This is a genomic window from Streptomyces sp. NPDC033966 (assembly GCF_055575955.1).
On sequence record NZ_JBVIRQ010000002.1, the window covers coordinates 349393 to 361991 of the forward strand.

A 12599-nucleotide genomic window follows, 5' to 3' on the forward strand; every position below is an offset into this window, starting at 1 on the left:
GCGTGTCCGTCATGACGGCTCGTGGGAACGACGCCCCCGTCACGTTCATCTGCGACACACGTGACCCGACACGGGGGACCATCAATGCGGTTCCAGCTTTTGGGGCCCTTGAGTATTGCGCACGGCCCCGAGACAGTAGTTCTCAAACCATCCAAGCCGACCAGTCTCCTCGCCGCCCTTCTGCTCCATCCCGGCGCCGTGGTTTCCACCGGCTATCTGCTGCGTGCCGTATGGGACGAGGAGCCTCCGGCGACCGCCCGGGCCGCACTCCAGACCTGTGTGCTGCGACTGCGCAGGTTATTCGCGAAATACGGCATATCCGCGACCACCATCGAGGCCGTGCCGGGCGGTTACCGGATGCACAACGACACCGAGACGCTCGACCTCGTGCTGTTCCGGTTACTGACCGCGCAGGCACGGGCCGCCGCCGGGACCCCCGAGGAGCTGTACCGGCTCCGCGCGGCCCTCTCCCTCTGGCAGGGGCAACCCCTGTCGAACGTGGCGTCGGGCATGCTCCAGCGGGACGCGGTGCCCGCCCTCGAACAGGAGCGGCTGCGGGTCCTGGAGCGGGTGTGCGACCTCGAACTGGCCGCCGGGAACTGCCATCAGGTGCTCGTCGACCTGTACGAGGGCGCCCGCCGCCAGCCCGTCCGCGAGCGCTTCACCGAGCAGCTCGTCGAGGCCCTTTACCGCACCGGCCGGCAGGCGGAGGCGCTCGCCGAGTACCGCACCGTGCGCGAGCGGCTGCGCGACGAACTCGGCGTCGACCCCGGTCCGGGCCTGCGCCGCCTGGAGCTGGCGATCCTGCGGGCCGAGGAACTGGGCCCGGCCGCCCGCCCCGAGGACCTCGAACCGGCCCCGCCGCGCCCCTCCCCCGCCGTCCGCGACCGCGCCCCCGGCCCCGGCGCACCGCCCCCGGTGCCCGGGTTCGCCGGACGCGCGGCGGACCTGCGGGCCCTGGCGGAGCGCCTCGCCGACACCGGCGGCCCCCGGCTGCTGGTCGTCTCCGGAGCACCCGGGATCGGCAAGTCGGCGCTCGCGCAGCAGAGCGCGTACGAGGTCCGGGGGGCCTTCCCGGGCGGGGTGTCCACCATCGACCTGGCCCGGCCCGACGGGAGCCCGCTGGACGCCGAGGAGGCCCGCGGGCTGCTGCCCGGACCGGGCGGCGGCGGCCGGCGGCTGCTGATCCTCGACAACGCGGCCGGAGCGGGCCAGGTACTACCGCTGCTGCCGGAGACCGGTGGGGCCACGGTACTGGTGACCAGCCGGCGCGCCCTGGCCGCGGCGGTCGCCACGCACGGCGGCTTCGTGCACCGGCTCGACGTGCTCTCCCCGGCCGAGGCCCATGCCCTGCTCACCGGCCTCGTCGGAGCCGGGCGGATCGCCGGCGAGGAGCCGGCCGCACGTGAACTGGCCGCCGTGTGCGGGTACTTCCCGCTCGCGCTGCGGATCGCCGCCGGGCGGCTGCTGACCCGGCCGGGACTGTCCGTCGCCGACTGCGCTGCCTGGCTGGCGGAGGACCCGCCGGGCCGGCTGGCCCTCGCCGAGGACCCCCGGCTGTCGGTGCCGGAGGTCCTCGGGCGGGCCGTCGCCGCGCTCCCGGCCGAACTGCGCGAGGCGTTCCTGCTGCTGGGCTCGCTCGAGCCCCACTCCGGTCCCGCCACAGCCGCGCAGGAGAGCGTGCTCGAACAGCTCGTGGAGGCCGGGATGCTGGAGGACGGGCCGCCCGGCGAGCCCTACCGGATCCACGCCTTCCTCCGCGTGTACGCGCGGTGGCTGGCCCGCGGCCGGGCCGGCGCCGCGGCCCTCCTGCCCCGCTGAGGCGGCCCCTCCCGCCTCCCCGGCATTTCCCACCTCACGTCTTCGCCCCCACCAGACCGCAATCAGAGGTGTTCCATGTCCCTGGACAGCTACCAGTACGTTGCCGCGACACGCCCCAGGATCCGCCGGGACGTTCTCTTCACCGAGACCCCCGACGGCGTGCTGTTCCACAATTCCGACGGGGGCTTCCGCCTCACCGCCCGCACCGCGTACCGGTTCGCCACGCTGATCGTCCCGCACCTGACCGGCGAACACACCGTCACCGAGCTGTGTCAGGGCCTGGGCGACGCCCAGCGCGCGATGGTCGGCGAGCTCGTCAAGACCCTGTACGAACGGGACTTCGCCCGTTCCGTCGCCGAGCCCGCCGGCGCGGACCGGACCGCCGCCGCGCCGCCGCCGGACGTGGCCCGCAGATTCGCACCGCAGATCGCCTACGCCGACCACTACGCCGATGACGCCGAAGCCCGCTTCCTGCGCTTCCGCGGCACCCGGGTCGCCGTCCTCGGCGAGGACGCGGTGGCCCGCTGGTGCGCGCTCAGCCTGGTCCGCAACGGCTGCGCCACCGTCGGCGTGCTGCCGGGGGCCGACGCCGACGGGGTACGGGCCGAGGCGGCCGAGGCCGTCGCCGACGGCTGCCCGGTGGAGATCCGCACACTGCCCGGACAGCCGCTCGGCTGGGCGGAGTTGGAGGAGTACGACTTCGTCGTGGTGACCGGCGGGGCGGCGGCCCCGGCCCGGCTGCTGCCGCTGCTGCGCGCCGGGGTCCCCGAGGGGCGCACCCTGCTGCCCGCCTGGTCGTACGGGAACGACGCGGTGGTCGGCCCGCTCATGGCGCACGGCACCGCCGGCTGCTGGTCCTGCGCGGCCCTGCGGCTGGGCTCGGCGCGCGGCGGCCCGGCGGCGGCCGCGCTCTGGAGCGCCCTCGCGCTGCCGGAGGCTCCCCTCGCGCAGGGCCCGGTGCCGGGACGGCCGCTGGCCGCGATGATCGGCAACCTGCTCGGGTACGAGGTGTTCCGCGCGGCCTCCGGCTCCCTGCCCGCCGAGACCGCCGGACGGCTCCTCGTCCAGGACACGGCCTCGCTGGACGTCACCGCCGAGCCGCTCTTCCCGCACCCGCGCTGCCCGTTCTGCGCGCCCGGCGAGACCGAGGCCGCCCCCCTCGACCTCACCGCCGCCGGTACCTCGGGCACGCCCGCACTGCCGACGCTGGAGACCGCCCGGGAGGCGGACGAGCTGGTCGAGGAGCTGAACCGGCGCTCGGCCGTGGTGCGTCCGTACGCGGGGGTGTTCACCCGGTACGCGGACGAGGAGCTCACCCAGATCCCGCTGAAGGCCGGGGTGGTGGAGCTGGGCCTCGGGCACGGGGAGACGCGCACCGTGGCCGCGTTCGACGTCCACCACGTGGCGGGGGCCCGGATGCGGGCCCTGGACGCGGCGGCACTGGTGTACGCGGAGCACGTGGTGCCGGCCCGCGACGTCACCGGCGGCGACGGAGGGCCGGGCGCGGTCGCCGCGGCGGCCCTGGCGACCGCCTCCGGGATACCGGGCGAGGCCTCCGCGTACCAGCGGGCGGTGTCCCTGCTGACGAAGGAGCCCGCGCTGGTCCCGGCCGGCGCGGTACGGCCGTTCGGGCCGCACAACGCCGAGCGGCTCTTCGAGCGCACCCGCGCCGGGGCCGGGGCCGGCCCCTCCCCCGCCGACGCGGCGGCGGCCGGACTGCTGTCGGCGCTCGGGCACGCCGCGCTGCTGCGGGCGGTGCGCGGGGACCGGGCGGCCCGGGTGCCGCTGCCGGAGCGCGACGGGGAGGACGCGGAACTCGGGTTCCTGCTGAGGTCGGCGGACCGGCTGGAGCTGGAGCCGGAGCTGCTGGACCTCGGGGAGGGCCCGCGGTCCGGGGTGCAGGTGCTGCTGGCGCGCGCCGGGGAGCGCTGGGCGCTGGGCGAGGGCCTGGACCGGCGTACGGCGGCGGTCGCGGCCCTGCGGGAGCTGCTGGGCTCGGCGCAGTACGGGGCGGATTCCGCCGACGCGGGGCGCGATCCCCTGCTGCGGGACCTGGACCCGCGCGCGCTGGCGGTGTCCGGGGAGCCGGCCGCGCCCCTGGCGGCGGGGCCCGCCGCGTCCTGGGAGCGGGTGCTGGAGCTCCTCGCCGGGGCGGGGCTCGACGCGTACGCGGTCCCGACCGGGTCGGCGGAGCTGGCCGGGGTGGGCGTCCACACCGTGCGGGTGCTGCTCGCCGCGGCGGCGGTCCGGGAGTCCGGCGATGACGCGTAGCGGCTCCGCCGCGGTGGCGGACGGGCTCGGGCGGGAGGCCGCCGGGCGGTTCAGGGAGCTGCTGGAGCGGGCGGTGGCCGCGCTCGGCGGGCCGCCGGTGGCCGTGTCGGCGCTGGGGCTGCGGGACGCGTTCGCCGCCCGGGACCGGGAAGTGCCGGCGGGCGCGGTCCCGGTGGCGCTGTACGGGCACCAGGGCGTGGTGGGCCCCCTCCCGGGGGGCGGGCCGGGGTGCGCGCTGTGCCTGGAGCGGCGCTGGCAGGCGGTGCGGTCGGTCGCGCTGCGGGACGCCCTGGAGCTGGGCGGCGGGACCCGGGCGGCGGGCGCCTGGCCGTACGCGCACGCCTTCGCCGCCGACGCGCTGGCCGCGCTGGTGGTCTCGGCGGGCTCCGGCGCCGCCGGGCCGGCGGAGGGGGTGTTCCCCGGGGTGTGGGTGCTGGACCTGCGGAGCGGGGGTGTGCGGCGGTACCCGCTGGTGCCCGATCCGGAGTGCCCGGTGTGCGGGACGCCCGAGGCGGACACGGCCCGGGCGCTGGATCCGGAGCCGGCGCCCAAGTACCGGCCGGGGGCGTTCCGTACCCGGCCCGTGGAGGCGTACGCCATCGACGTGGCGGCGTTCGCGAACCCGCTGTGCGGGGCCCTGGGGCCTTCGCTGGTCCAGGACGTCTCCTCGACGTCCACCTCCGCGACCATCGGCTGCTTCTCCATGCGCTCGGGCGAGTACCTGCGCGAGACGTTCTGGGGCGGGCACACCGACTCCTTCGACCGCAGCGCCCGGGTCGGCGTCCTGGAGGGGCTGGAGCGGTACGCGGGGATGCGCTCGCGCTCGCGGACGACCAGCGTCACCGGCTCGCTGAACGGGTTCGGGGCCGAGGCCGTCGACCCGCGGCAGGTGGGCCTGTACAGCGAGGCGTTCTACCGGGACAACCCGAGGGTGCGGCCCTTCGACCCGGACCGGGAGATCCCCTGGGTGTGGGGCTGGTCGCTGCGCGACCGGCAGCCGAGGCTGGTGCCGGAGGTGCTGACGTACTATCACGCGCCGGGTCTGGAGAACCGGTTCGTGCAGGAGAGCTCCAACGGCTGCGCCTCGGGCGGGAGTCTGGCCGAGGCCGCCTACTTCGGGCTGATGGAGGTGGTGGAGCGGGACGCCTTCCTGCTCACCTGGTACGGGCGGCAGCCGCTGCCCGAGATCGATCCGGCCACCAGCTCCCGGGCCTCGACACGGTCGATGGTCGACCGGCTCGCCCTGTACGGGTACCGGGCGCGGTTCTTCGACACGCGGATCAGCTTCCCGATCCCGGTGGTGACGGCGGTCGCCGAGCGGTTCGACGGCGGCCCCGGGCGGATGTGCTTCGGGGCGGGGGCCGGGCTGGACCCGGAGTCGGCGCTGGACTCGGCGCTGTGCGAGATCGCCACGGACGCGGTGAACCTGCCCGGGCGTACCGAGCGCGACGAGGAGCGGCTGCGCGCGATGGCGGCCGATTTCGACCTGGTCACCGCCCTCCACGACCACCCGTTGGTGTACGGGGTGCCGGAGATGGGCCGCCACGCCGACTTCCTGCTGCGCGGGCCCTCACGGGGTCCGCTGCGGCCGGTGTCGTCGCTGCTGGGCCCGGGCGGGGTGTCGGACGACGTGGCCGAGGACCTGGCGCGGTGCGTGGAGGCCGTGGCCGCCGGGGGGTTCGACGTGGTCGTGGTCGACCAGACCCTGCCGGAGCAGCGGGCACTGGGCCTGCACACCGTGAGCGTGCTGGTGCCGGGGCTGCTGCCGATCGACTTCGGCTGGTCGAGGCAGCGCGCGCTGGGGATGCCGCGCATGCGCACGGCCCTGCGCGAGGCGGGGCTGCGCGGGCGCGACCTGGAGCCCGCCGACCTCAATCCGGCCCCGCACCCCTTCCCCTGACCCGGCCGCCGGCCCCGCCCGGCACGGCCGCACGAACCGAGGAGGACCCGTGGGCTACGCCCATGACTACGCCAGCGCCATCATGTACCGGGGCCGGGTGCCCATGGAACCCGTCGACTTCGTGCCCGACTGGGCCGACCGCCCCCGCAAGGCGAAGTACTACCCGGACGCGGAGACCCTGCCGCTGCCGGACCCGGCGGCCGGCGGGCCGCGCCCCGCGCCGGGGTTCACCCTGCCGCTGCTGTCCGGGATGCTCCAGGACTCGTACGGGCTGACCGGCCGGCGGCTGGGCGTGCAGGCCAACACCGACCTTGCGGCCCTCCCCCACTACACGCAGGCCAACTGGTCGCGGGGCACCGCCTCGGGCGGCGGCCTCTACCCGGTCGGCGTGTACTGGGCGGCCGGTGCGGGCGGTCCGCTCACCCCGGGGCTGTACCACTACGCCCCGCACCAGCACGGGCTGCGCCGGCTGCTGGCCGGCGACGTCACCGGTGACGTGCGGGAGGCGCTGGGCCACGGCCCGGACGAGGGCTCCTCGCAGTACCTGGTGCTGAGCGTCAAGTACTGGCAGAACTCCTTCAAGTACAACAGCTTCTCCTTCCACGCGGTCAGCATGGACGTGGGCGCGCTGGTGCAGACCTGGCGGCTGTGGGCCCGGGCGTACGGGCTGCGGATCGCGCCCGCGCTCTGGTTCGACGAGGAGCGCCTCGCCCGGCTGCTCGGCGTGGCCCCCGAGGAGGAGGGCGTCTTCGCGGTGCTCCCCCTGGAGTGGGAGGGCGACGCGGAGCGCCCCGCCGCCGGGACCGCGCCGGTGGGCGCCGGGGTCCGGCACCGGGACTCGGAGCGGTCGCGTACCGTGCTGGCCTTCGAGACGCTGGAGCGGATCCACGGGGCCACCCTCGGCCGGGCCGGCGACCGTCCGGCGCCCGGCGTGCTGGACGCGGCGGCCGCGTACCCCCCGCGGGGCGGCAGGCCCGTCCCCCTCCCCGCCCCGGCGGCGCCCCCGGTGGAGGAGGCCGCGGCGCTGCGGGCCCGGCGCAGCAGCTTCGGCCGGTTCGACGCCACCCGGGCGGTGGCGGCGGAGCAGCTGGCGGCGGCGCTGGCGGACTGTGCGGCGACCCGGCCCGGCAGTGAGGCGGAACGGCCCGGCGGGCCGCCGCTGACCTCGCTGTACGCCTTCGTCAACCACGTCGAGGGGATCGAGCCGGGCAGTTACGCCTACGACCCGGCGGAGCACGCGCTGCGGCTGGTGGTGCCGGGTCCGCCCGGACCGTTCCTCCAGGCCAACTACTTCCTGTCCAACTACAACCTGGAGCAGGCGGGCGCCGTGCTGGTGCCGACGGTGCGGACCACGGCGGTCCTCGACGCGGTCGGCGACCGGGGCTACCGCCTGATGGGGGCGGCCGTCGGCGCGATCGCCCAGACCTTCTACACCACCGCCGCCGCCCACGGGCTCGGCGCGGGCGTGGCGCTGGGCTTCGACAACGTCTCGTACGCCGAGCGGCTGGGACTGGCGGACACCGACGAGGCACCGCTGCTGATCATGCTGCTCGGCCACGAGCGGCCGCGGCCCGCCGACTTCCGCCACGAGATCGCCTGACCGGGCCACGAGAGAAGCAGGGGGAACAGGATGGACACCACCACCGAATGGCACACCGGCGAGCGCTTCATGCTGCGCGTCGCCGGCCTGCCCCTGGCCGCGGCCGACGCGCTGCGCTGCGGGGACACCGGACGCTGGGCGGCCGACGTGCTCGCGGCCGAGGAAGTGCTGCGCGCGGACGCCCAGTGGCTGAGCGAGGTACTGCACCGGGCGGTCGGCGCGACCGACCCGGAGCCGGGCGGTCCGGGCGCGGCGCTCCGGCGCGAACTGCTGCGGCTGCGACGCCGGATCCACAACGGGCGCGTGCCCGCCGACCCAGGGGCCGCCCTGCGGGCGGTGGCGGACCTGGGCGAGGAGGCGGGCGACCGGCTGGCGCTCTGGCTGGAGCGGACCCGTGAGCTGGAGAAGCTGCGCGCCGAGGGGGAACCTCTGCTCGCCGCCGATCTGGGCCGGGGCCGGGCCGCGCTGCGCGAGCTGCTCGGCGACGACCGGCTGCGGCACGGGCTGCTGCTGGCCTCGCCGGTCCTGGAGGGGCAGCTCGACGCGTACGCGGCGGCCACGGCGGGGGGCGGTGAGCCGGGGGGCCGGGCGCGCAAGGCCGAGCGCTCGGTGCTCTCGTACCTCTACCGCACCGCCTGCAAGACCAGCCCCTTCAGCACCTTCACCGGGGTGGCGACCGGCCGGTTCACCCCGGAGGCGGGGGCGGACGGCATCCGGGTGGAGGACACCTGGAGCAGCCACGTCCGGCTGAACGTGGTGGTGCTGGCGCGCCTCGCCGAGCTGGTCCTCGCCGATCCGGTGCGCCGCCGGGACCTGCCGCTGCGCCCGGCCCCGGGCTGGGGCCGGGAGGACGACCGGATCCGGTACGTGCGGCGCTCGGTCACGGCCGGCGACGACACGGCCGCCGTCACCTTCGACGCGGTCAAGGACCGGCTGTTCTTCCTGCGCCGCAGCGGCACCCTGGACCGGCTGCTCGCCCTCTTCGCCGAGCGGGCCGAGCGGGACGGGCGCGACGGGCGCGACGGGCGCGACGGGGGCGCCGGAGCCGGCGGCGAGCCCGAGCTGCGCCACCACGAGCTGGCCGACTGGCTGGCCGCCGAGCACGGCGCGGCCCCCGAGGAGTGCGAGGCGTACATCGGGGCCCTGCTCCAGCTCGGCATGGTCCGGGTCCCCTGCCTGGACACCGAGGTGCACAGCGGGGACCCCGTACGGTCCTTCCAGCGGGCCCTGTCCGGCCTGGAGCGGCCCTGGGCCGACCGGCTGGCCGCGCTGCTGGAGGAGCCCGCCCGGCTGCTGGAGCGCTACCCCCTGGCGGGGCGCGCCGAGCGCCGGGAGCTGCTGTCCGCCCTGCGCGCGGCACTGCGCCGGGCGCAGGAGGAGCTGGGCGCGCCGGCGGACGCGCCGCTGCCGCAGACGCTGGTGTACGAGGACACCGGCGCGGGCCGCGACCTGGCGGCGGCTCCCCCGGCCTGGGCGGAGCCTGGTGCGGGCGGCGGGTCGCTGCGCGCGGTCGAGCGGATCCTGCCGGCCTTCGACCTGACGGTGGCCCAGCGGATCACCTTCGAGGGGTTCTTCACGGCCCGCTACGGCCCGGGCGGGCGCTGCGAGGACCTGCTGGGGCTGGTGCACGACTTCCACGAGGACTTCTTCGACCAGTACCTGTCCTTCACCGCGCGGCGCACCCCCTACGACGCGCGCGGCGAGTACGTGCCGGAGGAGAACTGGCTGGGCCTGCCGGGGATCCGGGCCCTGGACGCGGCGCGGCGGGCCTTCACCGGCCGGATGCGGGCGCACTGGGCGGCGTACGAGGAGCACGGCGCGGGCGGCGGCGAGCTGCGGCTCACCGGGGAGGACGTGGAGGCGGTCGCGGCCGAACTGGAGCCGGTGGTGCCCGGCTTCGCGCCGCGCTGCCACCACCTCCAGCTCGCACGGGACCCGGGGACGGGCGCGGAGCTGACCGTGCTCAACCGCTCGTACGGCGGGCTCTCCTTCCCGTTCAGCCGGTTCACCCACCTCTACCCGGAGCCGGCCGGGCTGGACGGCGAGCTGCGCGCGACGGCCGCCGGGGTCACCCCGCCCGGCGCGGTGTTCGCCGAGGTCACCGGCGGGGCGGTCACCACCAACCTGAACCTGCACGGGCGGCTCACCGAGTACGAGATCGTCTGCCCGGGCGAGAGCGGGACCCTGCCCGAGGACCGGCTGCTGCGCCTGGACGACCTGTACGCGGAGCACGTGCCGGAGACCGGGCGCGTGGTGCTGCGTTCGCGGCGGCTGGGACTGGAGGTGATCCCGGTCTACCTGGGGTACCTGGTGCCGCTGGCGCTGCCCGCCGTACCGCGCACCCTGCTGCTGCTCTCGCCGTCCTCGATGTCCCCGCTGGACGTCTGGGCGGGGGTGCCGGAGGGCGTCCCGCACGCCGGGGTGACCACGCGTCCGCGGGTGGTGCACGGGGACCTGGTGCTGAGCCGGCGCAGCTGGACGGCCACGGCGGGCGAACTGCCCGCGCACGGTGCGCGGGAGGCCGGGCACTTCCTGGAGTGGCAGCGCTGGCGCCGGGCGCACGGGCTGCCGGAGCGGGTGTTCGCGACCGTGTCGGCGGGCCCGTCCGCGCTCGGGGCCAAACCGCAGTACGTGGACTTCTCCAGCCTGCTGTCCCTGGCCGCGTTCGAGCCGCTGCTGCGCGAGGGGGACCACCGGGTCGTCTTCCGGGAGATGCTCCCGGACCCCGGCGGACTGCACGTCCGTTCGGCGCGCGGCGAGCACGTCGCCGAGCTCGCCGTCGAGACCTTCACCACGACCGTCCGGACCGAGGAGGGCGCACCCGCATGTCAGAGCTGAACCCGACGCGTGGCGCGTGGCAGGCCATGCACGTCTTCTACGCCGCCAACCCGCAGCCGCTGCTGGTGCAGTGCGTGCGACCGCTGATCGCCTCCCTGACGGCGGACGGGCTGCTGGCGGGGCACTTCTTCATCAACTACTGGCTGGAGGGCCCCCACGTACGGCTGCGGCTGCGGCCGGTGAGCCCGGAGGCGGAGCCGGAGGTGCGCCGCCGTGCCGAGGAGGCCGTGTCGGCGTTCCTGAAGGCCCGGCCGGCGCTGTACGAGGTGGACTCCGGCTTCCTGAACGAGTTCTACAACACCCTGTTCGACATCGAGTTCCCGGACGGGGACCGGGCCGCGTTCATGGGCGAGGACGGCCGGATGAACCTGCGGCCGAACAACTCCTTCTCGTACGAGCCGTACGAACCGGAGTACGGGAAGTACGGAGGCCCGGCCGGTGTGGAGCTCGCGGAGTGGCACTTCGCCCACTCCAGCGACCTCGTCATGGAGGCCCTGGGCTCGATGAACCTGCACCTGCGGACGGTGCTGCTGGGGACCTCGGCGCAGCTGATGATGGTGATGGCCGGGGTGTTCCTGCCCGACCGTGAGGAGCTCGGGAACTACCTGGACAGCTATTACCGGTTCTGGCACCGCGCCTTCCCGGGGACCGGTTTCATCGGCTCGGCCGAGTACGACCGGACGTACGAGCAGACCGGCCCCGGTCTCGGGCGGCGGTTCGGGACCGTGCTGGAGGCGCTCGGCTCCGGGGAGACCGGCCGGCTGCCGGGCTTCCTGGCGGGCTGGGCGGAGCACTGCCGGGAGCTGCGGAGCCGCGCGGAGGCGCTGGCGGTGCGCGGGGAGCTGGTGTTCCGGTCCTGGGACGGCAGCCGTGACGAGCGGGTGACCGATCCGGCGGCGGCTCTGCCGCTGCTGCTGTCCCCGTACATGCACATGACCAACAACCGGCTGCACGTGACGATCCGGGACGAGGCCTACCTCTCGCACCTGCTCGGCCGGGTGCTGCGCGAAGGCACGGGGGCGGCCGGGGCGGTCGGAGCTGCCGGGGCGGTCGGGCCGTGACCGCGCCCACCGGGATGCTGGACCACCGGCCGGCGCTGCGGCCCGGGGTCCTGCTGTCGCCGCCGCTGCTGAACGGCCCCGCCGTGGTGCACCTGGTCAAGGACCCGGTGTCCGGGGCGGCGTTCGAGATCGGGCCCAAGGAGTACTTCCTCGTGTCGCGGCTCGACGGCTCGCGCAGCCTGGCGGAGATCGGCGAGGCGTACGGGCGGGCCTTCGGCCGCAGGCTGGGCGAGCGGAACTGGCAGCAGCTGCTCGGACTGCTCGGCACCCGGCGGCTGCTGGCGGGTGGCCCGGTCCCCGAGGCACAGGCCGGTCCCGGGCCGCAGCGGACCGGGACCCTGCTGCGCGGCACCCTGCGACTGGTCGCGGACGCCGACGCCACGACGGCCCGGCTGCACCGCGTCCTGCGGCCGGTGCTGCGGCCGTCGGTGCTGGGCGCGCTGCTGCTGGTCCTCCTGGCCATGGAGGTGTGGCTCGCGGCTTCGGCGGGCGGCCTGTTCGCCGATCTGTGGTGGCTGCTGCCGCGTCCGGCGCCGCTGCTGGCCGTGGCCTCGCTGCTGTGGCTCAGCACGGCCCTGCACGAGTTCGCCCACGGGACGGCCGCCCGGCACGTCGGCGGGACCGTCGGGGAGATCGGGCTGCGCTGGCGGCTGCCGATGGTGATCATGTACTGCCGGGTCGACAACTACCGCTACCTGCCGCGCCGCCGCGACCAGCTCGCCGTGGCCGGCGCGGGCGCCTTCGCCAACCTGCTCTTCCTGCTGCCGTTCTGCGCCTGGTGGGCGGCGCTCCCCGCGGGCGACCCCACCCGCCGGGTGCTGGGCGCGCTGCTGCTGCTCGGCAGCGCGCAGGCCCTGGTCAACCTCGTCCCGCTGCCGCCGCTCGACGGCTACACCCTGCTCGGGCACGCGCTGCGCGTGACCCGGCTGGCGCCCGCCAGCTCGGCGTACCTGCGGCTGCGGATGCGGGACAAGGGCGCGGCGGCCGCCTACCCGGTACGCGCCCGGCGGCTGTACCTCGGCTACGGCATCGGCTCGGCCGTGCTGGTCCTGCTCCTGGCCGGGCTGCTCGCGGCCGCCGTCCTCGTCGCCGTCAGACCCTGAACCGC

7 protein-coding genes are annotated in these 12599 nt (G+C 76.1%); all 7 read left to right on the plus strand.

Translation table 11 applies throughout. The features are described from left to right. Positions 1-198: 198 nt before the first annotated feature. The 7 genes from ACZ518_RS07095 (at position 199) to ACZ518_RS07125 (ending at position 12594) form a co-directional block, all read left to right on the plus strand. Positions 199-1821: an AfsR/SARP family transcriptional regulator gene (locus ACZ518_RS07095; RefSeq protein ID WP_469111986.1), complete on the plus strand. Its 1623-nt coding sequence runs from the start codon at positions 199-201 to the stop codon at positions 1819-1821. Between the two features lie 75 nt (positions 1822-1896). Then, the gene (locus ACZ518_RS07100; RefSeq protein WP_469111987.1) at positions 1897-4092 is read left to right on the plus strand and encodes a TOMM precursor leader peptide-binding protein; all 2196 of its coding nucleotides are present in this window, start codon (positions 1897-1899) and stop codon (positions 4090-4092) included. Then, complete coding sequence (locus ACZ518_RS07105; RefSeq protein WP_469111988.1) at positions 4082-5992, plus strand: TOMM precursor leader peptide-binding protein; 1911 nt, start codon at positions 4082-4084, stop codon at positions 5990-5992. Before ACZ518_RS07100 ends, ACZ518_RS07105 begins: the two co-directional genes overlap by 11 nt. Positions 5993-6041: 49 nt before the next feature. Beyond that, positions 6042-7592 (plus strand): SagB family peptide dehydrogenase, encoded by a 1551-nt coding sequence (locus ACZ518_RS07110; protein ID WP_469111989.1) that lies wholly within the window; start codon positions 6042-6044, stop codon positions 7590-7592. Positions 7593-7622: 30 nt separating this feature from the next. Beyond that, positions 7623-10430: a lantibiotic dehydratase gene (locus tag ACZ518_RS07115; protein WP_469111990.1), complete on the plus strand. Its 2808-nt coding sequence runs from the start codon at positions 7623-7625 to the stop codon at positions 10428-10430. Next, a complete protein-coding gene (locus tag ACZ518_RS07120) occupies positions 10418-11491 on the plus strand; it encodes a lantibiotic dehydratase C-terminal domain-containing protein (protein ID WP_469111991.1) in 1074 nt (357 codons plus the stop codon). Before ACZ518_RS07115 ends, ACZ518_RS07120 begins: the two co-directional genes overlap by 13 nt. Positions 11492-11505: 14 nt before the next feature. Then, the gene (locus ACZ518_RS07125; RefSeq protein WP_469112339.1) at positions 11506-12594 is read left to right on the plus strand and encodes a peptidase M50; all 1089 of its coding nucleotides are present in this window, start codon (positions 11506-11508) and stop codon (positions 12592-12594) included. The last annotated feature ends 5 nt before the right edge of the window (positions 12595-12599 follow it).